The organism is Massilia haematophila (assembly GCF_042647645.1).
GTDB lineage: Bacteria > Pseudomonadota > Gammaproteobacteria > Burkholderiales > Burkholderiaceae_D > Telluria > Telluria haematophila.
This window is the reverse complement of record NZ_JBHRVV010000001.1, coordinates 3,155,968-3,181,379: the sequence shown is the minus strand read 5'-3', so window position 1 is coordinate 3,181,379 and position 25,412 is coordinate 3,155,968. Positions and strand designations below refer to the sequence as shown.

Sequence of the window (25,412 nt, the reverse complement as noted above, 5' to 3'; positions counted from 1 at the left end):
CCGCTCCTCAATCCTCGACGAAGACGACGGCGGTACGCGGCGGAATGCTGTAGGTGCCGCTGTCGCTCTTGTAGCCGGCGCTGGCGGCGCGCTTGTCCCCTGCGGTCTTTGCCGTGTGCACCGGGTGCAGCCGCATGCGGCGGCCGGCGGCCTGCGGGTCGACCACGACGTGGGCGACCTTGTCGACGTTGATCAGGTAAGTGAGGCCGGCAAAGCGCGCGCCCGTATAGCCGCGGCCGTCGATATGCGCCGCGATCACGGTCGGCTCCTGTTTCGGCCCGGTGTTGAAGAAGCGCAGGCGCTGGACGACGTCGTCGGTCGACCGCATGCGCAGCAGGGTCGAGCTGGCGCGGATCGCCAGCAGGTCGCGGAAGGCGTCGCGCGCAAAGGCGATGTCGCGCGGTTCCGGGCGCAGGGCCGGATTCGCCAGCAGCGGCTTGAACAGCGGCCAGTCCTTCGCGTTGTCGTCGGCGGGCGGCAGGCCGGTGCCGAAGTAATTTGTCTGGTAGGTCCAGTCGAGGCGGTTGAACCAGTCGCCCGAGTTGAAGCTGTTGCGGTCCAGGGATTTCGAACGCAGGATGTCCGAGCCGGCGTGGAAGTAGGCCACGCCCTGGCTGAAGGCGGTCAGCGCCAGGCCCAGCACCTGCACGCGGGCGCGGTCGGCGGTAGTGGTCGCCAGCGGCAGCTTGAGCGCGTTGCTGTCGTAGAGCGTCTGGTTGTCGTGGTTCTCGACGTAGTTGACGGTCTCGCCCGGCTGGCTGGCATAGCCGGCCGGCTGGTCGCCGTAGCGGATATCCTCCAGCTTGCGGGTGCTGCCGTCGTAGGTCGTGAGCGGGTAGGCGCGCAGGGTGCCGGCCAGGCCAATGCGGACCATGTCGGCGGTGCGCAGCAGCTCGCTGGCCGGGCGCTCGCCGGCCCTGGCGTTGGCGTCGTAGACCAGGCCGTTGATCCAGCCCTGCTGCCTGACGACGGCGTCGCCGGCGTCGCCCGCGCCGCCGCCGCGCGCCGCATCGCGCCCGCGGTCGCTGAAGGTGCCGATGCCGCTGCCGTTCAGCGACAGCTGGGAGGCCTGCACGAAGCGCGCGCCGTTCGCCACTTCGCCGAAATTCCAGCCTTCGCCGATCAGCTGGACCTTGCGGCCGGTCGCCTTGTTCACCGCCGCTTCCAGGCGCTCCATGGTGTCGCGCGGCTGGTGGCCCATCAAATCGAAGCGGAAGGAGTCGATCTTGTAGTGCTTGGCCCACAGCACGCTCGAATCGATCATGAGTTTCCCCATCATGCGGTTCTCGGTGGCGGTGTTGTCGCAGCAGGTCGAGCGCTCGACGCCGCCCTTGGCATCCAGGCGGTGGTAGTAGCCGGGCACGATGCGGTCGAGCACCGATTTCCCGTCCTGGCCGGCGACGAAGGTGTGGTTGTAGACCACGTCGAGCCCGACGCGCAGGCCGGCGCGGTGCAGGTTCATCACCATCTCGCGGAATTCGACGATGCGGCGCGCGCCGTCGGCCGGGTCGCTGGCGTAGCTGCCTTCCGGCGCGTTGTAGTGCCAGGGGTCGTAGCCCCAGTTGTAGCAGTCGGTGTGCGCGGTCTTGCGGATCAGCGCCTGCTGGGTTTCGCCGTCCGGCGCACCCGCTGGCCGCGGCAGCGCGCAATTCCGCTCGGGGATGGTCGCGATGTCGTACACCGGCAGCAGGTGGATGTCGGTCATGCCCGCTTTTGCGAGCGCCTTCAGGTGGCGCATGCCGTTCGACTCCGCTTCGCCGAAGGCCGCGTATTTGCCGCGTTTCGCGGGCGGCACGGTCTCGTCGTCGCGCGAGAAGTCGCGCACGTGCAGTTCGTAGACGGCCATGTCGGTGGCGGCTTTTACGGTGCGCGGCGCGCTCTCCTTGTCCCAGCCTTTGGGCTTGAGTGAGGGCGCGTCGAGGTCGGCGATGTAGCTGCGCTGCGAATCCGTGGTGAGGCTGACCGAGTACGGGTCGGTGACCAGGTTGCGCACCACGCCGGCGCCGGCGGCGACCACGTCGACGGCGTACCTGTAGTAGCGGCCCGAGAGATCGCCCGGGACCTGGGCGCTCCAGGCCCCGGTGGCGGCGTCGAGGCTCAGCTGGTACACGGTGCCGGCGCGGCTGCTGCCGGTCTCGAACACGCACACGGCCGCCTGCTGCGCGGTCGGCGCCCACAGCCTGAAGCCGGTGTGCTTTTTTGTCGGCGTGGCGCCGAGATCGGATATTTGCCCGGCTTCGGCGTAGAGGTCGTCGAGCGCGCCGGCCGCCTGCAGGCGGGTCGCGGCCAGGACCGTGCCGTCCGGCCCCTCGCGCACCAGCACCAGCTGTTCGCGGTGCAGGGACGGGAGGCGTTCGAGATCGGCCTCGCGCACCGCCAGCACGGCGCCATCGGGAACGTACTTGAAGCGTTCGGCGGCATCCGGCGGGACGGCGTTGACGACGTCGAGCTGGAGCGCGCCGGCGGCGCCGGCCACCTTGCCGCCCACCTTCGCTTCGATACTGGAAGTCGGGGAGTGGTACAGCCGGTAGCTGCGATCGCGCGGCGCCCCCGGCCACTTCGCCAGCCGGCGGTCGAGCCAGACGGCGCGCGCCTCGAAGGCCTGCGGCGCCGCGGCCAGCGTCTGCGCAAAGGCGGGGCTGTCGCAGGTCTCCAGGGGAATGGCGGCGTGGGCGGAGGCGCTGAAGGCGGCGGCGAGGAGGACGGGGAGGCGAGCGTATCGAATCATGTTCGGCTGAGGTTACGGTTGACGTAATTTTGCTACAGCTTTGCTAGATGACACTCTAGAGATCAGCTGAGCCGGGGTAGACTGCTGATGTAATTTTACTAGGGTTTGCTGAAAGCCCGGCACTTGTAGGGTGGGCACGCCGTGCCCACGCGTTACGGGTGCATCCTTGCACCTGCTGCAGCGGTATGTCGCTCGTTAGCGATGAGCGAAGCCCGTCATGCGGTATCGCGGCTGGCGGTCACCCCGCGGGCGACACTTCTCCGCCAACGATGACCGGTACGTGCGTAACGCGTGGGCACGGCGTGCCCACCCTACGTGCCGCGGCGGCGGCATCCCGCCGCGGCGAGGCGGCTCAGACCTTGGCCGCCGCCGGCGCCTTCGTGCCTTCGCTGCTGCGGTAGTGGTCCACCATCTTGTAGCGCTTGGCGTACAGCCCGAACGCGATGGCGGCCAGCGCCGCGAAGCCGGCGAAGAAGAACATCTGGAAGGCGATCACGGACAGGCCCGAGTCGGCGATCGAATTCACCACGGCGTCGTTCTTGACCGCCGCGTTCACCACCAGCACCCACAGGTTGCCGACCGTGACGGCCAGGCTCCACAGCGCCATGATCGCGCCCTTCATCGAGGCCGGGGCCTGGCTGTAGGCGAATTCGAGGCCGGTGGCCGAGACCAGCACTTCGCCCATGGTCAGCAAGGCGTAGGGCAGGATCTGCCAGGCCATCGAGGTCGGGGTGCCGGCGTCCATCGAGACCTGGATCGCGCCGATCACCAGCCACGACAGGGCCGAGAAGGCGATGCCGGCCGTCATGCGGCGCAGCGCCGTTGGCCGCAGGCCGAACTTTTCCAGCAGCGGGAACAGCACCAGGTTGTTAAAGGGGATGAGCAGCATCACCAGCAGCGGGTTCAGCGCCTGCATCTGGGCCGGCAGCAGGGTGAATTCGTTGCCGAACACCGAGAAGTGGGTGGTCATCGAATTGGCCTGCACGATCCAGGTCGAGGCCTTCTGGTCGAACAGCGACCAGAACGGCGTGACCAGCGCGAACACGACCAGGATGCGCAGCACCGCGCGCACGCCGTCGACCGCTTCGTCCGGATGGTGGCCGCGCGCGCGTTCGAGCTGCATCGAGATGCCGGCGCCGACAAAGGCCAGCAGCAGCACCAGGGCGGTGCAGGCCGCGATCACGAAGCCCCACTGCGGGGACATCAGGAGCGAAGCGATCGCGCCGAACAGGCCGACCATCGCCACGGTGCGGCCCGGGCCGTTGGTCGACAGGGCGGTGCGCGAGACGCGCGAGAACGAGTGCGGGTTCGGCGCGGCCGGCGGCACGTGCACGTACTTCTTCTTCCCGCTCCAGAACACCATGGTCGCGATGAACATCATGATGCCGGGGATGCCGAAGGCGACCGAGGGGCCGTAGTTCTTCAGGAACAGCGGCATCAGGAGCGAGGCGAAGAAGGAGCCGAAGTTGATGATCCAGTAGAAGGCGTCGAACACGATCTTCGCCTTGTCCTTGTTCGTCTGGTCGAACTGGTCGCCCACGAAACTCGACACCAGCGGCTTGATGCCGCCCGAGCCGAGCGCGATCAGGGCCAGGCCGAGATAGAAGCCCTTGACGTTGTCCTCGAAGATGGCGAGGCAGGCGTGGCCCGCGCAGTACACGAGGCTGAGCCAGAACACGGTGTTGTACTTGCCAAAGTAGCGGTCGGCCAGCCAGCCGCCCAGCAGCGGGAAGAAGTAGACGCCGATCACGAAGGTGTGGAACACGTGCTTGGCTTCGCCGGTGCGCTCGGACTCCGGCAGGAACAAGAGCAGGGTCGAGATCAGGAAGGGCGTCAGGATGTTGCGCATCCCGTAGAAGCTGAAGCGCTCGCAACCTTCGTTGGCGATGATGTACGGGATCTGGCGGGGCATGCGCCCGCTGGAGGGCGTGGTCGGCTGGTTCATGGACTCGTCCTGGAAGTGAATTAACCCGGGATGCTATGACGCCGGCAGGGTCTTTGCAACAGGAAAATAATGCTTGATTCACTGAACCGTAGTTTAGCTACTTTTGTTGTGCAGACTGCAAATACTATTTGCACGCAAGCCTTTGAATGCAAAGGAAATTCGCATATATACGCGCTCCTGCTCCAGATTGTAAAGTTGAAAAAGCTGCTGTATATTGCGTAAAAACCACCAACCGAATCACTTACCGAACCTCCATCATGACCCAGACTCCCACGCAACAGAACGACTGGTGGCGCGAAGCCATCATCTACCAGGTCTATCCGCGCAGCTACCTCGACACCAATGGCGACGGCGTCGGCGACATCCCCGGCATCACCGCCAGGCTCGACTACATTGCCAGCCTGGGCGTGAACATCGTCTGGCTGTCGCCCTTCTTCAAGTCGCCGATGAAGGACTTCGGCTACGACATCTCGGACTACTGCGACGTCGATCCGCTGTTCGGCACCCTGGCCGACTTCGACGCCATGGTCGCCAAGGCGCACAGCCTGGGCCTGAAGATCATGATCGACCAGGTGATGGCGCACACCGCCGACGCCCACCCGTGGTTCGTCGAAAGCCGCTCCAGCCGCGACAATCCGAAGGCCGACTGGTACGTCTGGTCCGACGCCGCACCGGACGGCAACCCGCCGAACAACTGGATGTCGGTCTTCGGCGGCTCCGCCTGGCAGTGGGACACGCGCCGCAAGCAGTACTACATGCACAACTTCCTGGTCAGCCAGCCGCAGCTGAACTTCCATAACCCGGACGTGCAGCAGGCCCACCTGGACGCACTGCGCTTCTGGCTCGAGCGCGGCGTCGACGGCGTGCGCATGGACGCCTGCAACTACCACTTCCACGACACCGGGCTGCGCAGCAACCCGCCGGCGACCAAGCGCGACACGGCGTCCGTCACCGACGTCAATCCCTACGGCATGCAGGCGCACATCTACGACAAGACGCGTCCGGAGAACATCGCCTTCCTGCAGAAGATCCGCGCGCTGCTGAACGAATACGGCGCGGTGTCGATCGGCGAAGTCGGCGCCGACGACGCCCTGGCCTGCATGGCCGAGTACACGGCCGACGGCGACAAGCTGCACATGGCCTACAGCTTCAACCTGCTGACCCCGGAATTCACGGCCAGGCACATCCGCACCCAGGTCGAGGAATTCGAGGCGCGGGTGCAGGGCGGCTGGGCCTCCTGGTCGGTCGGCAACCACGACGCGATCCGCGTCGTGACGCGCTGGAAGGGCGAGGATGCGCCTGCCGCGTTCGCGGCGATGGTGCTGGCGATGCAGCTGTCGCTGAAGGGCACGCCTTGCCTGTACCAGGGCGACGAGCTGGCGCTGCCGGAAGCGGACGTGCCGTTCGAACTGCTGCAGGACCCCTACGGCATCACCTTCTGGCCCGAGTTCAAGGGCCGCGACGGCTGCCGCACGCCGATGCCGTGGACGAACGAGACCCCGAACGCCGGCTTCACCACCGGCACGCCCTGGCTGCCGGCGGCCGCGCCGCACATCGCCGCCGCCGCATCGGTACAGGAAGCCGACAAGGATTCGGCCCTGAACGCCGCGCGCCGCATCATCCATTGGCGCCAGGCGCTGCCGCAGCTGACCCGCGGCGGCATCTCCTTCTTCGACGCGCCGGAACCGGTGCTGGCGCTGCGCCGCACGCTGGACGGCGAGCCGACCGTGCTGGCCGCCTTCAACCTGTCGAACGAACCCGTGTCGTTCGACTGGCCGGAGTCGGCGAACGCGCAGGTCCTCGAAGGCCACGGCCTGCCGGGCGAGGCCGCCAACGGCCGCGTCACGCTGCCGCCTTACGGCGCCTGGTTCGGTAAGGTCGCCTGATGGAGAGCGGGCAGGAGCCCGAGAAGTTCGCGCGCACCGCCTTCGCCGACGGCCCGCGCCTGCTGGCCCACATCGGCGCGACGCATGCGCGCTTCGCGCTGCAGACCGCGCCCGGCGTGTTCCGCTCGGTCGCGGTGCTCGAGTGCGAACGCTTCGACGGCATCGGGCCGCTGCTGCGGCACTACCTGGCCGAGCATGACGGCCCGGGCCTGCACCACGCCGCCTTCGCGGTGGCCAATCCGGTGCACGGCGACCAGGTGCGCATGACCAACCGCGCCTGGGAATTCTCGACCGAGGCGCTGCGGCGCGAGCTGGGCCTGTCGACGCTGCTGGTGGTGAACGACTTCACGGCGCTGGCGATGGCCATTCCGGTGCTGCAGTCCGCGGACCTGCTGCAGGTGGGCGACGGCAAGCCGGCCGCCGGCTCGGTGATCGGCGTGCTCGGTCCGGGCACGGGCCTGGGCGTGTCGGGCCTGATCCCGACCGCCGACGGTTTCGTCACCCTCGGCAGCGAGGGCGGCCACGTGAACTTCGCGCCGAGCGACGAGCGCGAGTTCGCCATCCTGCAGTACGCCTGGCGCGAATGGCAGCACGTCTCGAACGAGCGCCTGATCTCGGGACCGGGCATGGAGTTGATGTACCTGGCGCTGGCCCAGCGCAACGGCGTGGCGGACACCAGGGCGCGCACGGCGGCGCAGATCGTCGCCGGCGCGCTCGACGAGGCCGACCCGCTGTGCCTGGAAGTGCTGGAAGTTTTCTGCGGCATGCTGGGCGGCGCCGCGGCCAACCTGGCGGTGACGCTGGGCGCCTTTGGCGGCGTCTACATCGGCGGCGGCATCGTGCCGCGCATGACGGAATATTTCGCGCGCTCGCCGTTCCGCGCCCGCTTCGAGGCGAAGGGGCGGTTTTCAAGCTACCTGTCGAGCATTCCGACCTACGTCATCACCACGCCGCACCCGGCCTTCCACGGCGTGGCGACCATCCTGTCCGAGCACCTGCGCGGGCGCAGCGGCGCCAACACGCTGATGGAACGCATCAAGCACCTGCAGCCGGAGCTGACGCCGGCCGAGCAGCGCGTCGCCAGCCTGGTGCTGGAGCAGCCGCGCCTGGTGCTGAACGAGCCGATCGCCGACATCGCGCGCCTGGCCGAGGTGAGCCAGCCGACCGTGATCCGCTTCTGCCGCTCGCTCGGCTTCCTCGGCCTGGCCGACTTCAAGCTCAAGTTCGCGAGCAGCCTGACCGGCGCCATTCCGGTGCGCCACAGCCAGGTGCGCAACAGCGACAGTACCCACGATTTGTCGGCCAAGGTGATCGACAACACCGTGTCGGCGATCCTGAAATTCCGCGACGGCCTGGACGTGCGCTCGCTCGACCGCGCGATCGACCTGGTGAGCCGCGCGCGGCGCGTCGAGTTCTACGCGATGGGCAATGCGCGCGTGGTGGCGCTCGATGGCCAACATAAATTCTTCCGCTTCCGGATTCCGACCGCGCTGTACGGCGACGCCCACCTGTTCGCGCTGGCGGCGGATTTGCTGGGTCCGGGCGACGTGGTGATCGCCATCTCGAACTCGGGCCGCCTGCCCGAGCTGCTGCAGGCGGTCGACATCGCCCGCGCCGCCGGCGCCGACGTGATCGCCATCGGCAACAGCCAGTCGCCGCTGGCGCGCAAGGCCAGCGTCTGCCTGGCGGTCGACCACGCCGAGGACAGCACCAGCTTCCTGTCGATGATTTCGCGGATCCTGCAGCTGCTGCTCATCGACATCATGGCGGTGGGATTGTCGGTGGATGCGCACAATGGGCGCGAGCAAGAGGAAGTTGACCAGCGCCGGATGCTGATTTCGCATCTGGGGGGATGATTTTTCGGACTGCCGTGCGCCGGCTGCGGTATGCAAGCGGGGACACGGCATGGGTAGTGGGGCTGGCTAAATGCCAGCACCACGAATACCCACGCTACGAAACTACCGCGTACCGCGTGTGGTGTTCACGGGTTGTACCGCGTGGACTCCCGAGTCCACGCTGTACAGCATATGCAAATCGAGAAAGCCGCGAGTCCCCGGGTTACCGTAGGGTGGGCACTTGTGCCCACGCGGTACGACGCATGCAATTCGAAACAGCACCGCGAGTTGAAAAGCGCGAAATGATCAGGCGGCAGGTGCCGCCAACCGAGGGAGGAGTGGGCCACGCGTCTACCGCAAAACGGTGGCGATCGGTCAGCGGCCTAGCCAAGATACCCGGCGCCTGACGGCCGAGCTTGATGCCGCTCAATCGTGCCGGAGCGCCTCAGTCCGCCGACTTCAGCTGTATCCGGTGAATCCCGCGCCGCCAGTCGTCCAGCGACATCACCGAATCGTTCTCGAAGTCTTCGACCAGGATCTGGTCGCCGGTCTGCGCCACCAGGAAGCTTTCGCGCCGCTGCACCTTGTCGGCGCGGTTTTCGACGAAACTCATTTGCCAGTACTGGCGCCCGTTGATCGTGCGCGGCTGCTGGTCGTCCTCGATGATGGCGCCGTGCGCCTTACCCTTCGAGCGCTTCTCGATCTCGGCCGACCAGGTCTTCACTTCCGGCAGCGCCATCAGCGTCGCCATCGCCTGTTCCCGGGTCACCATTGGTTCGGCCTTCTGCTGTACGACCGGCTGCGAAGGAGCGGGAGCGGGCGCTTGCCGGTCCTTGCAGCCGGCCAGCGCGGCGGCGGCGACAAGGGAAACGGTCAGCAGGCGAAGAAGGGCGGTGGACGTGCCGCGTGTGGTCATGGTGAAGCCTCGTGAAAACGTGGCGCCCATACTAAACGATGCGTGGTCACGGAGCAATCATCGAACCCGAAGCGGCCCGGTCGCCAGGGACATCAACCATCGGTCCTGCGCGATCTCTTCACGCCGACCTTGTCGTCCGCCTTGACGCCCCAGCGCTTCATCGGCGACCAGGCGGTGACGCCGGCCGTTGCAGGTGGCCAGCCAGCTGTTCGGGCTGCCGCAGTCGTTCCGGTCCTTGCCGGCTGTCCGCTCAGGGATGCGGAACCGGGGCGGCGGCAGTCGCGATGGCGCGCGGACGCGAGTAGCGGTGCGACAGGTAGAGGTAGACCAGGTAGAGCAGGGAGCGGCCGATCGCGTACGTCAGCAGGCTCTGGTGCAGCGTCAAGGGGGCAACGAACACGGCGAAGGTCATCAGGAACAGCGCGACCTGCCACAGCAGCTCCATCTTCTGTTTGCCGGCGACGAAGAATACATAACTCAAGGGGCTGGCGATGAAGCCCAGGAAGCACAGCGGGGCCAGGATGCGCGCCAGTTCGCCGGCCGGGCGCCAGGCCGGACCGAATACCCAGCCAAACAATTGCGGGGAGAACAGGAACAGGACCAGCGAGGGCGCCAGGGCGAGCAGCACCAGGGCCTTGAAGGTCGCGCGATAGGCGTCGCGGCAATGGCCGAGCGACTGGAACTGGTGCACCGCCTCGCGCTTGAAGACGTCGCGGATCGAGGTGGCGATCAGGGCGGTGGGGGCGGCCAGCACGCGCTGGGTCAGGGCGAACAGGCCGGCGGCCAGGGCGCCGTGGTGGATGCCGATCATGAACAGCGGCAGGTAGCTGACCAGGCTGTTGAGCAGGCTCGAGGGCAGGGAATAGCGCCAGAAGGCCTGGTGCCTGGTGAAGTAGGCGCGTTGGCCGCGGTCGAGTGTCAGCCCGAGGCGTGCCGCGGGCGGCGCCAGCAGGCGCCGTGCGGTCCAGAGTCCGACGATTAATCCGATCAATTGCCCTGTAAGCAAGCCGGTGCTGTTCCATCCGACATACAGCAGCGCAAGCTGGCTGACGACGATGGTCGCGGACTGCAGCACCTTTGCCTTCGCCGCCTTGGCGAACAGGTTGTGCGAGGCGGCGTACGCGAGCGTGGTCTGCATGGCGGCGGTGAGCCAGGTGCCCACGCCGATGCTGAGCAGTTCGAACAGGGACATGGCGCGCAGCACGGGCAGGCCGAGCGCGTGTCCGATCAGCATGACGAGGGTGAGCGCAAGGGCCAGCAGGGTCGCGCAATAGCCGACCACGCCGAAGCAGATGCCTTGCTGAGCCCGGTCGTGGTCGAGGACCATGGCCGCCTCGAGACGCAGGGTGGCGGCGCTCGAGCTCACGACGATCACGCCCAGCCAGACGCTGAAGGCGCCCATCTCGGCCGGCGTGCACATGCGGGTGAGCAGCGGCGCCGCCAGCAGCGCCAGGGCCTGGGCCCCGGTCGCGCCGGCCAGCACGGTGAGCACGTTCTTCCAGAAATCGGACCGCGGCCTGCTCATGGGGCGGTTCCTGGGTTCGATGCGCCGCGACAGGGGCCGGCGTCGGTCATGACCATAATCTGCTCAGTTTGCCAAAGGTTGAGCAGATGGTACGTGGCTCAGCGATGCGGCCTTTTACCGGCATCGCGTGCGCCACGTAAATCCAGGTAAAACGGTGTTAAGAAGCTTGCTCGGCCGATGGCGCACCTGTGGCCGGGATGCACGGCCGGGTTATTGCTGCAGATGCAACCCGTTGTCGCCGCACCATTCGGCCAGGGCGACATCGATGGCGCTGTCCTTGAAGCGATACCAGGCTTCGAGCACGCCGCGTTCGGCCAGCAGCGCGCGCAGCGCGCGGTAGGCGCCTTTCCTCGTGAACATGGCGCGCACCAGGCGTTCGTCGGCCGGCAGGTGCTCGGCAACGAAGTCGAAGGCCAGTTCGCGCTCGATGCACAGGTCGCGCGAAGGAGGCAGGGCCAGGAAATGGTCCGGGTCGCCGAGGTCTTCCGGCAGGGCCAGCTCGTCGGGATCGAGGCCCTCGGCGACGACGTGCACGGCGCCGCTGCGGCGGTCGACCCAGGCTTCGGCGCCGCCGTCCATGTCGTCGATGAAGAGCAGGGCGTCGCGCAGGGCGTCCAGGCTGACTGTGGGGAGGGATGGCATGGTCATGTTAGCGATCAAAAAAAGCGTCGACAAAGAAAAAGCCCGCAGGCGCGAACCTGCGGGCTTGATGTGGGATCGGCAGCCCGGTACCGAAAGGCGCCGGACCGTCGGGCCGACGACTCTTACATCATGCCGTCCATGCCGCCCATGCCGCCCATGCCACCCATACCGCCCATGCCGCCGGCCGGCTTGTCCTCGGCGATTTCCGAGACCATGCAGTCGGTGGTCAGCATCAGGCCGGCGATCGACGCTGCATTTTGCAGGGCCGAACGGGTGACCTTGGCCGGATCCAGCACGCCCATTTCGACCATGTCGCCGTAGGTGCCGTTGGCGGCGTTGTAGCCGTAGTTGCCCTGGCCAGCCAGCACGCCCGAGACGACGACCGATGCTTCTTCGCCGGCGTTCTGGACGATCATGCGCAGCGGCTCTTCCATGGCGCGCAGGACGATCTTGATGCCTGCGTCCTGGTCCGGGTTGTCGCCCTGGATGTTCAGGTTGGCGCGAGCGCGCAGCAGGGCCACGCCGCCGCCCGGAACGATGCCTTCTTCAACGGCAGCGCGGGTTGCGTGCAGGGCGTCTTCGACGCGTGCTTTCTTTTCCTTCATTTCGACTTCGGTGGCAGCGCCAACCTTGATCACTGCAACGCCGCCGGCCAGCTTGGCCACGCGTTCCTGCAGCTTCTCGCGGTCGTAGTCCGAGGTCGCTTCTTCGATCTGGACGCGCACTTGCTTGACGCGTGCTTCGATCGCTTCAGCCGAGCCGGCGCCGTCGATGATGATGGTGTTTTCCTTGCCGACTTCGATACGCTTGGCCTGGCCCAGTTCCGCCAGCGTGACCTTTTCCAGGGTCAGGCCGACTTCTTCTGCGATCACCTGGCCACCGGTCAGGATGGCGATGTCTTCCAGCATGGCCTTGCGACGGTCGCCGAAGCCAGGAGCCTTGACGGCAACGGTCTTCAGGATGCCGCGGATGTTGTTGACGACCAGGGTCGCCAGCGCTTCGCCTTCGATGTCTTCGGCGATGATCATCAGCGGACGGCCAGCCTTGGCAACTTGCTCCAGCACCGGCAGCAGGTCACGGATGTTCGAGATCTTCTTGTCGCACAGCAGGACGAACGGATTCTCGTGGATGGCGACTTGCTTGTCCGGGTTGTTGATGAAGTACGGCGACAGGTAGCCGCGGTCGAACTGCATGCCTTCGACGATGTCCAGCTCGTCGTTCAGCGACTTGCCGTCTTCGACGGTGATGACGCCTTCCTTGCCGACTTTTTCCATCGCTTCAGCGATGCGCTCGCCGATCGATGCGTCCGAGTTGGCCGAGATCGCGCCGACCTGGGCGATTTCCTTCGAGGTGGTGCACGGCTTGGCGATCTTCTTCAGTTCTTCGACGGTCGCGGTGACGGCCTTGTCGATGCCGCGCTTCAGGTCCATCGGGTTCATGCCGGCGGCAACGAACTTCATGCCTTCGCGCACGATGGCTTGTGCCAGCACGGTCGCGGTGGTGGTGCCGTCGCCGGCGTTGTCGCTGGTCTTCGAAGCGACTTCCTTGACCATCTGCGCGCCCATGTTCATGAGCTTGTCTTTCAGTTCGATCTCTTTCGCGACCGAGACGCCGTCCTTGGTGACGGTCGGTGCGCCGAATGCACGGTCGAGCACGACGTTGCGGCCTTTCGGGCCCAGGGTGACCTTGACTGCGTTGGCGAGGATGTTGACGCCTTCGACCATCTTGGCGCGCGCTGCGTCGCCGAACACTACTTCTTTAGCTGCCATTTTGTATTTCTCCAGTTATTCGTGAACTGTTTTATTCAGGGAGGATTACGAGACCAGAACGGCCATGATGTCTTCTTCGCGCATCACCAGCAGCTCCTGGCCATCGACCTTGACGGCCTGGCCCGAGTACTTGCCGAACAGGACGCGGTCGCCGACTTTCACTTCCAGCGCGCGCACCTGGCCGTTGTCCTGCACCTTGCCGTTGCCGATTGCCAGGATTTCACCCTGGTCCGGCTTTTCCGCCGCTGCATCAGGGATGATCAGGCCCGAGGCAGTCTTGGTTTCCTGGTCGAGACGCTTCACGATAACGCGATCGTGCAGAGGGCGAAGGTTCATGCAAAACTCCTTTATTCAGTGGTTTGGACTAGCTATTTATCTGCGTTGTATGCCGCATCGTGTAATGACGCTGCGGCTCGAAAGAGTTGTTAGCACTCTCTACTAACGAGTGCTAATTATAGGGACGATAATGGGGCATTTCAAGCGCACCCGTTGTGAAATTCACCCGACCGTTTGTCAAAGCGCAAACCGCCGAGGTGACGCGGCGCTTGTCCCGCAGGGTCTACCCCGCAGACACAAGGCGGCAAGGGTAGCACTGAAACATTCTGCGTTGACGCACTGTTGCCGGGGTGCTTGAGTGAGGTCAAGGATGTTTGGAAATATCCTCGTAGGGTGGGCACTTGTGCCCACGCGGTCTCATCGGTTGAGGAGCGGCGCCTCCATTGAAGTCGCTTGCAGTATCGACTCCCGGCCGGGATGGCGCTTTGCAAGCGTTCAATCCGCGTGGGCTCGAGAGCCCACCCTACGAAGGCCCGCACAACACGCTATCCTGTTGACTGTCAAACCTTATCAGTCCTATAGTTACGAATGATTTCCGAATTCCAAGACCTATCTGACAAGATCGAGCGGCTCGCCGGGCTCGTCGGGGCGTTGCGCAGCGAGAATGCGCATCTTCAGCAGACCAATGTCGTGCTCAACGAAGTGAACGCGGCGCTCCTCGAGCGTCTGGTCGAGGCCCAGCGCCGGCTGGAAGCCGTGATCGAGCAATTGCCCGCGCCGGCCGGGGAAGAAGAAGACGCCGAACCGACCGACACCGAGGCCACCCGATGATTTACCTGGACGTTACGATCATGGGCCAGCCCTACCGCCTGGCCTGCAAGGAAGGCGAGCAGGCAACGCTGCGCGACGCCGTGCGCTACCTCGATGGCAAGATGATCGCACTGCGCGACTCGGGCAAGGTGAAGGGCACCGACCGCATCGCCGTCATGGCGGCGCTGAGCGTGGCTGCCGAATTCCTGTCGGTCAAGTCGCCGCAAGGTCCGCTGTCGGACATGACGATGCTTGAAGTGAAACAAAAACTCGCCGCCATGCATAGCGTGCTCGACCAGGCCCTGGCGCCGCAAGAAAATTTGCCCTGAAGGTCCAAATTCGTTTGACATGCCGGTTCAAGCGAGTAAACTGCGAGGCACCCTGCGGTGTTCGAGATTGCCATATATTCCTTGAACCATTTTTGTGCATCGGTTGCGGGATCATGTTCGATGGGCGTGAGCGTCGCTAGTCCGACGAACCCGAAATTGAGCTAACTGCGACCACCTTGAACCGTCAGGTTCTGGGATGCCGGCATAAACGGCACAGGCGGGGCTATTATTCCAAAAGACGGTTGCGCGCATTTGCACGCAGCCGTTTTTTTTATGTCCGCGCGCTTTTTGGAAAAGCGTGTCTTTTTCATGGAGTGAAGCAGCGATGCGCTATTGGTTGATGAAATCCGAGCCGGATGAAGTCAGTTTCGACGACGTCCTGGCCGCACCCGGGCAAACGGTCGCCTGGTTCGGCGTGCGCAATTACCAGGCACGGAATTTCATGCGCGATGCGATGCAACCCGGCGACGGTGTCCTGTTTTATCACTCGAGTTGCGCGGTGCCCGGCGTCGCCGGTATTGCGCAGGTCGCGAGCGGCCCGTATCCTGACGCGTCGCAATTCGATAGCCAGGGTAAATACTTCGACCCGAAAGCCACGCACGAACAGCCGCGCTGGATTTCCGTCGACGTCAAAGCGGTGGAGCAGGGCCGCTACCTGCCGCTCTCCGAGATGCGCGCCATTCCCGAACTCGACGACATGGTCTTGCTGCAAAAAGGCAGCCGCCTGTCCATTTCGCCGGTGACGACCGGCCAGTGGAACAAGAACCTCGAATTGATCCGCAACTGATTCGCCGTCTGTCATTAAGAGCGCTTAACAAAACCTTCAGGGCAAGGCGCATCGTCGAAGACAGTACGAGCGTACGGCGAGACGATGTAACGCCGCCATGGAGGTTTTTTTAGGCGCTCCAAGGTGGGCAGCTTCGCTGCCCACGCGACCAAGCATTGCCAGCGTTCCCGCGCCTTCCATCGTCCACGCGTCCAATCGCCGCCTGCACCACGACAAGCGTCAAACTGCTTGCGATATTTAGATAATTGGCTAATAATCAAACCATGAGCACCGTCTTCAAAGCCCTGTCCGACCCGACCCGCCGCAAGGTCCTGCAACTGCTGCAGGACCGCGGCCCGATCGGGGCGGGTGAACTGGCGGAGATGTTCGACGTCTCCAAGCCGACCATGTCGGCGCACTTTGCGGTGCTCGTGTCGGCCGGTCTGATCGACGCCGAGAAGCAGGGGCGCAACGTCACCTATCGCCTCAAGCTGTCGGTGCTCGAGGAGGCGCTGTTGGCGTTTGCCCGGACGTTTGGATTGCAGGTCACGCGGCCGGACGACGGCCATCCCGAAGCTCGATCGACACAGGAGAAACCATGAACGCTGCTCTACCGTATGGCCGTGCGCTGCTGGGCGCGGGACTCATCCTCGCCGTTGCCGGCGCGCTGCGCTGGGCCACGCCCGCGTACATCGATGCCGACCTGGCGCCGCGCTTCATGGGCGTGCTGCTCGGCGCCATCGTCGTCTTCTACGCGAACGTGATCCCGAAGTCGCTCACCAGCCTGGCCCGCCTGCGCTGCGCGCCCGAACGCGAACAGGCCGCACGCCGCTTCGCCGGCTGGAGCCTGGTGCTGGGCGGCCTCGCTTACATGCTGGCCGCCCTGTTCGCGCCGCTGGCGTCGATGCACCTGATCGGCGGCAGCCTGCTCGGGCTGTCCCTGCTGGCCGCCATCCTGCGCTGCGTCGGCGCGGCCCGTGCTTGAGGAGGCGCCATGTTCGCAATGCTGATGGGCTTGAAATCGATCGCGCCGCGGGAACTGCACGGGCGCATCGGGCAGGGCGGCTTGACCGTGGTCGACGTCAACGCGCGCCGCTCCTGGCTGCAGGCGCGGGTGCCGGGCGCGCTCAACCTGGCGCCGGAGTTCGACGCCGGCCTGCTGCCGGCGGACCGGGGCACGCCGCTGGTGTTCTATTGCTCGAATCCGCTGTGCCGCAAGGCGCCCCAGGCCGCGCGCCGCGCCGGCAAGCTCGGCTACGCGGACGTGCGCGTGATGTCGGCCGGCATCAGCGGCTGGCTGGGCGCCGGCTTGCCGGTCGAAAGCGGCGACTGAGCCGGGGCCGGTTTAGAGCGCCTAACAACACCTTCAGGGCAAGGCGTAGCGTCGAAGACAGTACACCTGTACGGCGAGACGATGCAACGCAGCCATGGAGGTGTTTTTAGGCGCTCTTATCCGACCAGCACTTCGCTGATCTGGATGACCGGCTTCTGGTTCGTATAGTTCGGAATGTCGGCCATGATCTGCTGCGTGTGCGGACCGAAGCCGGCCTGGAAGGCCTCGACCGACTCGCAAAACAGGTGGCCCATGGCGATATACGGCGCATTCGTGTCCGGCGATCCGGATGGAATCGCCCTGTCGACCGTGTAGTACTTGCAATAGTCACCCATCAGGCTTTTTACCATGGGCATGTGCTGGTCCCGGTAATAGACTTCGTCGAATCGGGCTTCCGGGCCGTTCGGGTACATCACGCTTACCTTGATCATCGCCTGCCTCCTGGTGGTGGGTAACTCAAGTATGGGAAGACATCGTGCACCGATGGCGGGCGCTTTGCAAGCGGCGCGTTGGGCTCGGCGTCCGATGCGTCTGCGCGAGCAGCCAGGCATGGACCGTACAATGGCTGCATGACAGAAAACCATGCAAGCTTCCGACGGATGGGGCCGCGCGCGCTCGAGGCCGCGCTGCGCGATGCGCGCCGGCGCACGCTGGCCCTGTTCGACGCGCTGGCGGCGGCCGGCTACGACCAGGCGGCGCGGGTGCCGCGCCTTCCCATCCTGAATCCGCCGCTCTGGGAACTGGGGCACATCGCCTGGTTCGCCGAATGGTACGTGCTGCGCGAAGCCGCCGGCAGCGCGCCGGGCGAGGCCCTCGGACAGTCCCTGCTGCCGCACGGCGACGACTGGTTCGACTCGAACGCGGTGGCCCACGACACGCGCTGGGCGCTCGGCCTGCCCGCACCGGGCGCGATCACATCGTATTGCCGCGAGGTGCTGGAGCGGATGCTGGCGCGGCTGGCGCGCATGCCGGACGAGGCGCAGGACGATGCTGCGCTGTATCCCTGGCGCCTGGCCCTCGCGCACGAGGACATGCATGGCGAAGCCCTGCTGTATACCTTGCAGACGCTGGGCGCGGCGGCGCCTGCCGACTTTGCCGATACGCCCGCGCGCGCCACGGGAGCAGCCGGCGACATCGCCTTCGATGCGGCCAGCTTCCTGCGCGGCGGGGAGCAGGCCTGCGGCTTCGTGTTCGACAACGAACGGCAGGCGGCGCCTTGCCGCGTCGGCCCGTTCGCGATCGATGCGTCGCTGGTCTCGAGCGCGGCCTACCTCGCTTTCGTCGAGGACGGCGGCTATCGGCAGCAACAGTACTGGAGCGAGACCGGACGCGCCTGGCTTCTGTCGCAGCAGCGCGCGGCGCCACGCTACTGGCAGCTTGACGCGGCGGGCTGGCGCACGCTGCGCTTCGGCGCCCCGGCAGCGCTGGACCCGGCCGAGCCGGTGCGGCACGTCGGCCTGTACGAGGCCGAGGCCTACTGCCGCTGGGCGGGGCGGCGCCTGCCGCTGGAGGAGGAGTGGGAATATGCGGCGCAGGCGGGCCGGCTGGACTTCGCCTGGGGCGACCTGTGGGAATGGACGGCATCGCGCTTCCAGCCGTATGCCGGCTTTTCTCCGGACCGTTACCGCGAGTACTCGGCGCCGTCGTTCGGCGGTTGCCAGTCCGTACGCGGCGCGTCCTGCGCGACGCCGGCGCGCCTGCGCTCAGCGCACTTTCGCAACTTCTACCTGCCCGGCCGCGACGACATCTTCGTCGGCTTTCGCACCTGCGCCGCCTGAGCCGGCCGTCGGCCGTTTCGACAATTCGCGGGCCATGGACTAGTATGCATTTCTTGCATGTTCGAAAGGTCATGATGTTGTCGATCCCAGTTTTCTCTTCGCCGTCCCCCGATGCGTGGCGCATCGGCGCCCACCCGTCCACCCGCACCGGCAGGGAGGCCGCATGGACCCGCTGCTGATCCTGGCCCTGCTGGCCATGGGCTGCTTCGGCGGATTCGCCGCCGGTTTGCTCGGCATCGGCGGCGGCATGATCCTGGTGCCCTTCATTACGATGGTTCTCGACGCGCGCCAGGTGCCGCACGAACTGGTGGTGCACATGGCGATCGCGACCTCGCTCGGCACCATCATGTTCACCTCGCTGTCCTCGGTGCGCGCGCACCACAAGCACGGCGCGGTGCGCTGGGACATCGTGAAATTGCTGGCGCCCGGCATCCTGGTCGGCTCCACCATCGGGCCCTGGATCGGCAAGCAGATGAATACGGCGGTGCTGTCCCTGTTTTTCGGCGCCTTTGTCGCGTTCTCGGCCACGCAGATGCTGGTGAATAAGAAGCCGGCCGCGGCGCGCGATTTGCCGCGGGCGCCCGGCATGTTCGCGGCGGGCGGCGTGATCGGCATCCTGGCGGGGCTGGTGGGGGCGGGCGGCGGCTTCGTCTCGGTGCCCTTCATGACCTGGTGTAACGTGCGCATCCACAACGCGGTCGCCACCAGCGCCGCGCTCGGGTTCCCGATCGCGTTTGCCGGCACGCTGGCGAACGTGTTCTATGGCTGGGGCGAGCCGGGCCTGCCCGACTATGCGCTGGGCTTCATCTACGTGCCGGCGCTCTTGATCATCGTTGCGGCCAGCGTGGTGATGGCGCCGATCGGCGCGCGGACCGCGCACCGGATGCCGGTGCGCCGGCTGCAGAAAGTGTTCGCGGTGATCCTGTACGCGCTGGCTGCCTATATGTTCTGGAAGGCGGCACAATAACCCGTGCGGCATAAAACAACATCGGCGCCCGAGAGCGCCGATGTTTGTTCTATGCCCGCACCGGCTGTTTGCCGTCGCGCGAATACGCCCAGGCCAGCATGATCAGCGCGGCGACGATCATCGGCAGCGACAGCACCTGGCCCGAGGTGATCGGCAGGCCGGCGACCGTGGTTTCCCAGTCCGGCACGCGGAACCATTCGGTGAAGAAGCGCGCGCAGCCGTAGAGCAGGGTGAACATCGCGCCGACCGCCAGGCGCGGGCGCGCCTTGCGCGCGTAGGGCCACAGGATCAGGAACACCAGGATGCCGTCGATCAGCATCTGGTAGAGCGGCGACGGGTGGCGCAGGGTGTCGAGATAGCCGATGCCGTCGGGATTCGGCCACTGCATCGCCCACGGCAGGCTGGCGTCGGCGACGCGGCCCGGCAGTTCGTGGTTGATGAAATTGCCCAGGCGGCCGGCGGCGTAGCCGAGCGGGACCATCGGGGCGATGAAGTCGTAGACGTCGAGGATGTTGCGTTTCGATTTACGCGCCCACAGGGCCATGGCGATCAGCACGCCCAGGAAACCGCCGTGGAAGGACATGCCGCCTTTCCAGACCTTGAAGATCTCGAGCGGATTGGCGAAGAAATAGCCCGGCTGGTAGAACAGCACTTCGCCCAGGCGGCCGCCGAGCACGACGCCGAGCATGCCGTAGAACAGCATGTCGTCCAGGTCCTCGTTCTTCCAGCCTTGCGCGGCAATGTGCGGCTGCTTGATGCGCACGCGTCCCAGGATGATGAACATCGCGAACGCGAGCACGTACATCAGGCCATACCAGTGGATGTCCACGGGGCCGATCGAGAACGCGACCGGGTCCGGATTCGGGTGTACCAGCATATTATGTCTTCCTCAGTAATTCCAAAAAGCCCCGCAGCACCGGAGAAGCGTTGTCGCGCCGCCAAGCCAGGCCGAGCTCGACCAGCGGTGTCGGGTTGGCAAGAGCACGGTATTCTACGCCGGGACGCAGCAGGTTCGACACGGATTGTGGCACAAGTGCCAAGCCCATGCCCGCGGACACGAGGCTGACGATGGTCTGCATCTGGATCGCTTCCTGGCCGATGGCCGGCGTCAGGCCGGCATCGCGGAAGCAGCCGAGGATGGCGTCGTACAGGCTGGGCGCGCTCTTGCGCGGGAAGATAATGAGCGGCAACGCAGGCAGGGCACGCAGGTCGACCGGCTTCCCATCATCGGGCAGCAGGCCGCCGGGGGCGCACAGCACCAGCGGCTCCTCGAGCACGCTGGCGTAATCGAGCAGGTCCCGGGCCTTGTCCGGCAGCGGCGGGATCAGGAGGCCGGCATCGATGCGCCCGTGTAGCAAGCCGTCGACCTGGACATCGCTGGTCGCTTCCTGCAGCACCAGCTCGACCTTCGGAAAGGCGGCGCTGTAGTCGCGCAGCAACGGCGGCAGCACGCTGTAGTCGGCCGGCGTGACGAAGGACAGTGCCAGCCGCCCGGATTCCCCGGCGGCCGCGCGGCGCACCAGGTCCGGGATGCCGGACGCCTGCTCGAGCAGGCGCCGCGCCTCGGGCAGCAGGGCGGCGCCGGCCGGCGTCAACGCGACCTGGCGCCGCGTGCGCAGGAACAGCGGCGCGCCCAGGCCGTCTTCCAGGGCCGCGATGGCCTGCGACAGCGGCGGCTGGGTCATGTGCAGGCGCGCGGCGGCGCGGCCGAAGTGCAGCTCTTCGGCCACCGTTACGAAATAGCGCAGCTGGCGCAGTTCAAGATTCATCGATATGCGTTTCCATGGATTTATCGGTTATTGATATCTATTCCATATCACAGCCCGGCAAATCTTACATTTGACGGGGCGTGGCGCGCAAGGCATGCTCGCAAGACGTGTCCAAGGAGGCCAGCATGTCTGAACAGCCGCGCTACAACCGCCGATCCCGCAACGTCACCGAAGGCGTCGCCCGCGCCCCGAATCGCTCGATGTACTACGCGATGGGTTACCAGAAGGAAGACTTCGACAAGCCGATGATCGGCGTGGCCAACGGCCACTCGACGATCACGCCCTGCAATTCCGGCCTGCAGAAGCTGGCCGACGTCGCGATTGCCGCGGTCAAGGACGCCGGCGCCAACCCGCAGGTGTTCGGCACCCCGACCATTTCCGACGGCATGTCGATGGGCACCGAGGGCATGAAGTTCTCGCTGATCTCGCGCGAAGTCATCGCCGACTGCATCGAAACCTGCGTCAACGGCTAGTGGATGGACGGCGTGGTCGTCATCGGCGGCTGCGACAAGAACATGCCGGGCGGGATGATCGCCCTGGCGCGCGCCAACGTGCCCGGAATCTATGTCTACGGCGGCACCATCAAGCCGGGCCACTGGAAAGGCAAGGATTTGACCATCGTCTCGGCCTTCGAGGCGGTCGGCGAATTCACGGCCGGGCGCATGAGCCAGGAAGACTTCGACGGCATCGAGAAGAACGCCTGCCCGTCGTCCGGTTCCTGCGGCGGCATGTACACGGCCAACACCATGTCGTCCTCGTTCGAGGCGCTCGGCATGTCGCTGCTGTACTCGTCGACGATGGCCAATCCGGACGACGAAAAGGTCGGCTCGGCGGCCGAGTCGGCGCGTGTGCTGGTCGACGCGGTGAAACGCGACCTGAAGCCGCGCGACATCATCACCCGTCAGTCGATCGAGAACGCGGTGTCCCTGATCATGGCCACCGGCGGCTCGACCAACGCCGTGCTGCACTATCTCGCCATTGCCCACGCCGCCGAGGTCGAATGGACGCTGGACGACTTCGAGCGCGTGCGCCGCAAGGTCCCGGTCATCTGCAACCTGAAACCCTCGGGCCAGTACGTCGCCACCGATCTGCACCAGGCCGGCGGCGTGCCGCAGGTGATGAAGATCCTGCTCGACGCCGGCCTGCTGCACGGCGACTGCGTGACGATCACCGGCCGCACCCTGGCCGAGGAACTGGCCGATGTCCCCTCGACGCCGCGCGCCGGCCAGGACGTGATCCACCCCATCGACCGGGCCTTGTATGCCCAGGGCCACCTGGCGATCCTGAAGGGCAACCTGTCGCCGGAAGGGGCGGTCGCCAAGATCACCGGCCTGAAGAACCCGGCGATCACCGGTCCGGCGCGCGTGTTCGACGACGAATATACGGCAATGGACGCCATCCTCGGCGACCGCATCCAGCCGGGCGACGTGCTGGTGCTGCGCTACCTGGGCCCGAAGGGCGGGCCGGGCATGCCGGAAATGCTGGCGCCGACCGGCGCCCTGATCGGTAAAGGCCTGGGCGAATCGGTCGGCCTGATCACCGATGGCCGCTTCTCGGGCGGCACCTGGGGCATGGTGGTCGGCCACGTGGCGCCGGAAGCCTTCGAGGGCGGGACGATCGCGCTGGTGCGGGAAGGGGATTCGGTGACGATCGATGCCAACCAGTTGCTGATCCAGCTGAATGTGCCGGAAGAGGAAATCGCCCGCCGCCGCGCCGCCTGGACCCGTCCGGCGCCGCGTTATACGCGCGGGGTGCTGGCCAAGTTCGCGGCGCTAGCCTCGAGCGCGAGCAAGGGCGCCGTTACTGGTTAAAAGAAAATTGCGTAGCTCATTTGCGCTGGTCGAAGGACTTCTTCACCCGCGCCTGGCGCCGCTTCTCGTCCTCGTCGTGGGCCTTCTTCTTGTCCCAGCCGAGCAGCTTTTCGATGTACTCGAACCAGACGAAGGCAAACACCATCAAGCCGCCGATCCACCACCAGGACAGGTCGGCGAAGCGCCAGACGTCGAAAAAACGCAAGCCCACCAGGGCGACAATCAACAGGATCAGGGGCATGGTCATTTCTCCAGGACCCCACATCTTACAAAGATTTCGATGCCCTGTGGCAAAATAACCATGTGTGGCGGAAACGCCTCGGCGTCAAAACGTAAGCGTCGTTACAGAGTGTGTCCACGCCATGTCCTTGCTGGGAAACGCGGTAGAATGCAAGTAGTTAACCATGGAGAGTCTTAGATGAAACGGTCCTTGATGTTGTGCGTAGTGTTGTCGGCCCTCGCGTCCTCGAGCGCATTCGCGCAAGCCGACCTGGCAAAGGCGAAAAACTGCATGGCTTGCCACGCCGCCGCGACCAAGCTGGTGGGCCCGGCCTACAAGGACGTTGCCGCCAAATACGCTGGCCAGAAGGGCGCCGAAGACAAACTGGTGCAGAAGGTCATGAAGGGCGGCTCGGGCGCCTGGGGGCCGGTGCCGATGCCGGCCAATCCGCAGGTGAGCGAAGCGGAAGCGCGCAGCCTGGTGAAGTGGGTGCTGGCGACCAAGTAATTCCAGCGGATTTCGAAGAGAAGATACAAAGCGCGACGGCGGAAGCCGGCGCGCTTTTTTGTTGGCCGTGAACCGTAGGGTGGGCGCCCCGTGCCCACGTGTTACGGTCGCTTCCTTGCGCACTTGACGGTGACATCTCGCCCGCCAACACCGAGCGAAGCCCGACACTACGTCGAGTTTGCCGTCCGTCGCATACGGTGCGAGCGATATTTCACTGTCCAGGACTGCGGATACGCACGTAACGCGTGGGCACGGAGTGCCCACCCTACCGTTCGCGCCAACAAATCATCAGCGGATCACATCCAGCTTGGCCTTCTTCCCGTCCCTGTAGGTGAACAAGGTCAGCGCGCCGTTCTCGATGTCGCCCTTGGCGTCGAAGCGGATGTCGCCGGTCACGCCGCGGTAGGCGATCTTCTTCAGCTCGGGCAGGTATTTCGACGGTTCGGCCGAGCCGGCCTTCTGCATCGCGCTGACCATCACCATCACCGCGTCGTATACGTAGGGCGCGTACAGCTGCACGTCCTTGCCGGTCTTCTGCCTGAAGCGGGTGCGGAAGTCGGCCATGGCTTTTTCCTGCTCGGCGCCGGTCACGCCGCCGGCCTCGGCGCAGATCACCTTGCCCTCGATGCCGACGGCGTCGCCCGCGAGCCGGCCCAGCGCGTCGGTGCAGACGCCGTCGCCGCCCATGAAGCGGGCCGTGATGCCCAGGTTCTTCATCTGCTTGAGCATTGGCCCGCCGACCGCGTCCATGCCGCCGAAGAACACCAGGTCGGGCTTCTTGGCGCGGATCGAGGTCAGGATCGCGGTGTAGTCGGTCGCGGTGGCGCTGGTGAACTCCTTGCCGACGATCTTCACGCCCGGCCCCTTGGCGCCCTTGACGAACTCGGTCGCCACGCCCTGGCCATAGGTGGTGCGGTCGTCGATGACGGCGATGTTCTTCACTTTGAGAGTGTCGACCGCGTACTTCGCCAGCGTGCCGCCGAGCTTGCTGTCGTCGGCGACCACGCGGAAGGCGCCCGGAAAGCGCTGGCGGGTGTATTGCGGCGCGGTGGTGGCCGGCGAGATCTGCGGGATGCCGGCGTCGTTGTAGATCTTCGACGCCGGAATCGACGTGCCCGAGTTCAGGTGGCCGATCACGCCCTTGACCTTGGCGTCGACCAGTTTCTGGGCCACGGCTGTGCCTTGCTTCGGATCGGAGGCGTCGTCCTCGGCGACCAGCTGGAAAGTCACTTTCTGGCCGCCCAGGGTCAGGCCCTTGGCGTTGAGGTCCTCGATTGCCAGGCGCGCCGCGTTTTCCATGTCCTTGCCGAGGTGGGCGACCGGGCCCGAGGTCGGGCTGACGTGGCCGATCTTCACGACTTGCTGGGCGCCGGCGCTCCCGGCGGCCGCCAGCGTGGCGGCCAGGAGGATGAGCTTGGTGGTCATGTGTTCTCCAAAGGTAGGGGATGGCGCCATTGCGCTAGACCGCCAGCGTGCGCCGGTTACGGGTTAATGCAGAGAAAAAGGTACAACAAAAATGGTGCGGGGGAAAGCGGGAAAAGAGGGGGACGATGAGAGGCGCCGCGGCCGGTTTTTGGTAGGGTGGGGTCTCGACCCCACG

General features: G+C 65.7%; 23 protein-coding genes, 1 other RNA gene and 1 pseudogene. 13 read left to right on the top strand and 12 right to left on the bottom strand.

The features are described 5' to 3' along the window. Nucleotides 1–7 precede the first annotated feature (7 nt). Both ACFOPH_RS14190 and ACFOPH_RS14185 read right to left on the bottom strand, forming a co-directional pair. Nucleotides 8–2,728: an alpha-1,6-glucosidase domain-containing protein gene (locus tag ACFOPH_RS14190; protein ID WP_379735929.1), complete on the bottom strand. Its 2,721-nt coding sequence runs from the start codon at nucleotides 2,726–2,728 to the stop codon at nucleotides 8–10. A gap of 352 nt (nucleotides 2,729–3,080) precedes the next feature. Next, nucleotides 3,081–4,673, bottom strand: a complete 1,593-nt coding sequence (locus tag ACFOPH_RS14185) for a POT-type proton-dependent oligopeptide transporter (protein WP_379735927.1) — start codon at nucleotides 4,671–4,673, stop codon at nucleotides 3,081–3,083. A 257-nt stretch (nucleotides 4,674–4,930) separates the two neighbouring features. On the opposite strand from ACFOPH_RS14185, the gene ACFOPH_RS14180 reads away from it, so the two are divergent. Beyond that, nucleotides 4,931–6,559 carry an alpha-glucosidase family protein gene (locus tag ACFOPH_RS14180; RefSeq protein ID WP_312550985.1) on the top strand — a complete coding sequence of 543 codons (1,629 nt, stop codon included), beginning with the start codon at nucleotides 4,931–4,933 and terminating at the stop codon, nucleotides 6,557–6,559. After that, nucleotides 6,559–8,415, top strand: coding sequence for a glucokinase (locus ACFOPH_RS14175; protein WP_312550983.1), 1,857 nt, complete (start codon nucleotides 6,559–6,561; stop codon nucleotides 8,413–8,415). The genes ACFOPH_RS14180 and ACFOPH_RS14175 overlap by 1 nt, the downstream gene beginning before the upstream one ends. Nucleotides 8,416–8,839: 424 nt before the next feature. Here ACFOPH_RS14175 and ACFOPH_RS14170 read toward each other — a convergent pair whose 3' ends face one another. The 5 genes from ACFOPH_RS14170 to groES all read right to left on the bottom strand — a co-directional run bounded on the left by ACFOPH_RS14170 (nucleotide 8,840) and on the right by groES (nucleotide 13,582). After that, entirely contained in the window at nucleotides 8,840–9,310 is a 471-nt protein-coding gene (locus ACFOPH_RS14170) for a hypothetical protein (RefSeq protein WP_312550981.1), read from the bottom strand. A gap of 250 nt (nucleotides 9,311–9,560) precedes the next feature. Continuing rightward, a complete protein-coding gene (locus ACFOPH_RS14165; protein ID WP_312550979.1) occupies nucleotides 9,561–10,835 on the bottom strand; it encodes a lipopolysaccharide biosynthesis protein in 1,275 nt (424 codons plus the stop codon). A gap of 210 nt (nucleotides 10,836–11,045) precedes the next feature. Then, on the bottom strand, nucleotides 11,046–11,483 hold the full coding sequence (locus ACFOPH_RS14160; RefSeq protein ID WP_379735923.1) for a UPF0158 family protein: 438 nt from the start codon (nucleotides 11,481–11,483) through the stop codon (nucleotides 11,046–11,048). A gap of 116 nt (nucleotides 11,484–11,599) precedes the next feature. Further along, the gene (gene groL / locus ACFOPH_RS14155; protein WP_312550976.1) at nucleotides 11,600–13,246 is read right to left on the bottom strand and encodes a chaperonin GroEL; all 1,647 of its coding nucleotides are present in this window, start codon (nucleotides 13,244–13,246) and stop codon (nucleotides 11,600–11,602) included. Between the two features lie 45 nt (nucleotides 13,247–13,291). Then, nucleotides 13,292–13,582 (bottom strand): co-chaperone GroES, encoded by a 291-nt coding sequence (gene groES, locus ACFOPH_RS14150; protein ID WP_312550974.1) that lies wholly within the window; start codon nucleotides 13,580–13,582, stop codon nucleotides 13,292–13,294. Between the two features lie 528 nt (nucleotides 13,583–14,110). Between groES and ACFOPH_RS14145 the strand changes: the two genes are divergently transcribed. The 7 genes from ACFOPH_RS14145 (at nucleotide 14,111) to ACFOPH_RS14115 (ending at nucleotide 16,760) form a co-directional block, all read left to right on the top strand. After that, a complete protein-coding gene (locus tag ACFOPH_RS14145) occupies nucleotides 14,111–14,353 on the top strand; it encodes a hypothetical protein (protein ID WP_312550972.1) in 243 nt (80 codons plus the stop codon). Then, nucleotides 14,350–14,661, top strand: a complete 312-nt coding sequence (locus ACFOPH_RS14140) for a cell division protein ZapA (protein ID WP_312550970.1) — start codon at nucleotides 14,350–14,352, stop codon at nucleotides 14,659–14,661. The genes ACFOPH_RS14145 and ACFOPH_RS14140 overlap by 4 nt, the downstream gene beginning before the upstream one ends. Before the next feature lie 46 nt (nucleotides 14,662–14,707). Then, nucleotides 14,708–14,889, top strand: a non-coding RNA gene (gene ssrS / locus ACFOPH_RS14135) — 6S RNA. Nucleotides 14,890–14,986: 97 nt separating this feature from the next. Next, entirely contained in the window at nucleotides 14,987–15,448 is a 462-nt protein-coding gene (locus tag ACFOPH_RS14130; RefSeq protein ID WP_379735920.1) for an EVE domain-containing protein, read from the top strand. A gap of 263 nt (nucleotides 15,449–15,711) precedes the next feature. Beyond that, on the top strand, nucleotides 15,712–16,029 hold the full coding sequence (locus ACFOPH_RS14125) for a metalloregulator ArsR/SmtB family transcription factor (RefSeq protein ID WP_379735918.1): 318 nt from the start codon (nucleotides 15,712–15,714) through the stop codon (nucleotides 16,027–16,029). Further along, nucleotides 16,026–16,412, top strand: a complete 387-nt coding sequence (locus ACFOPH_RS14120; protein WP_312550966.1) for a hypothetical protein — start codon at nucleotides 16,026–16,028, stop codon at nucleotides 16,410–16,412. Before ACFOPH_RS14125 ends, ACFOPH_RS14120 begins: the two co-directional genes overlap by 4 nt. Nucleotides 16,413–16,421: 9 nt before the next feature. Continuing rightward, on the top strand, nucleotides 16,422–16,760 hold the full coding sequence (locus ACFOPH_RS14115; RefSeq protein ID WP_312550964.1) for a rhodanese-like domain-containing protein: 339 nt from the start codon (nucleotides 16,422–16,424) through the stop codon (nucleotides 16,758–16,760). A 116-nt stretch (nucleotides 16,761–16,876) separates the two neighbouring features. Here the strand turns inward: ACFOPH_RS14115 and ACFOPH_RS14110 are convergent, their stop codons facing one another. After that, on the bottom strand, nucleotides 16,877–17,191 hold the full coding sequence (locus ACFOPH_RS14110) for an EthD family reductase (protein WP_379735915.1): 315 nt from the start codon (nucleotides 17,189–17,191) through the stop codon (nucleotides 16,877–16,879). Nucleotides 17,192–17,329: 138 nt separating this feature from the next. Between ACFOPH_RS14110 and senA the strand changes: the two genes are divergently transcribed. Both senA and ACFOPH_RS14100 read left to right on the top strand, forming a co-directional pair. Then, a complete protein-coding gene (gene senA / locus ACFOPH_RS14105) occupies nucleotides 17,330–18,538 on the top strand; it encodes a selenoneine synthase SenA (RefSeq protein WP_379735913.1) in 1,209 nt (402 codons plus the stop codon). Nucleotides 18,539–18,701: 163 nt separating this feature from the next. Next, nucleotides 18,702–19,505, top strand: a complete 804-nt coding sequence (locus ACFOPH_RS14100; protein ID WP_312550958.1) for a sulfite exporter TauE/SafE family protein — start codon at nucleotides 18,702–18,704, stop codon at nucleotides 19,503–19,505. A gap of 49 nt (nucleotides 19,506–19,554) precedes the next feature. Here ACFOPH_RS14100 and lgt read toward each other — a convergent pair whose 3' ends face one another. Further along, complete coding sequence (lgt, locus tag ACFOPH_RS14095) at nucleotides 19,555–20,382, bottom strand: prolipoprotein diacylglyceryl transferase (RefSeq protein WP_312550956.1); 828 nt, start codon at nucleotides 20,380–20,382, stop codon at nucleotides 19,555–19,557. 1 nt (nucleotide 20,383) lies between these two features. Beyond that, nucleotides 20,384–21,274, bottom strand: a complete 891-nt coding sequence (locus tag ACFOPH_RS14090) for a LysR family transcriptional regulator (RefSeq protein WP_379735910.1) — start codon at nucleotides 21,272–21,274, stop codon at nucleotides 20,384–20,386. A 125-nt stretch (nucleotides 21,275–21,399) separates the two neighbouring features. Here ACFOPH_RS14090 and ilvD point away from each other — a divergent pair. Next, nucleotides 21,400–23,085, top strand: a pseudogene (gene ilvD / locus ACFOPH_RS14085) (dihydroxy-acid dehydratase). 16 nt (nucleotides 23,086–23,101) lie between these two features. On the opposite strand, the gene ACFOPH_RS14080 reads toward ilvD, so the two are convergent. Continuing rightward, nucleotides 23,102–23,326 (bottom strand): TIGR04438 family Trp-rich protein, encoded by a 225-nt coding sequence (locus tag ACFOPH_RS14080; protein WP_312551879.1) that lies wholly within the window; start codon nucleotides 23,324–23,326, stop codon nucleotides 23,102–23,104. 177 nt (nucleotides 23,327–23,503) lie between these two features. On the opposite strand from ACFOPH_RS14080, the gene ACFOPH_RS14075 reads away from it, so the two are divergent. Then, on the top strand, nucleotides 23,504–23,812 hold the full coding sequence (locus ACFOPH_RS14075; protein WP_312551878.1) for a c-type cytochrome: 309 nt from the start codon (nucleotides 23,504–23,506) through the stop codon (nucleotides 23,810–23,812). 288 nt (nucleotides 23,813–24,100) lie between these two features. Here ACFOPH_RS14075 and ACFOPH_RS14070 read toward each other — a convergent pair whose 3' ends face one another. Beyond that, entirely contained in the window at nucleotides 24,101–25,237 is a 1,137-nt protein-coding gene (locus ACFOPH_RS14070; RefSeq protein ID WP_379735907.1) for a branched-chain amino acid ABC transporter substrate-binding protein, read from the bottom strand. Nucleotides 25,238–25,412 lie beyond the last annotated feature (175 nt).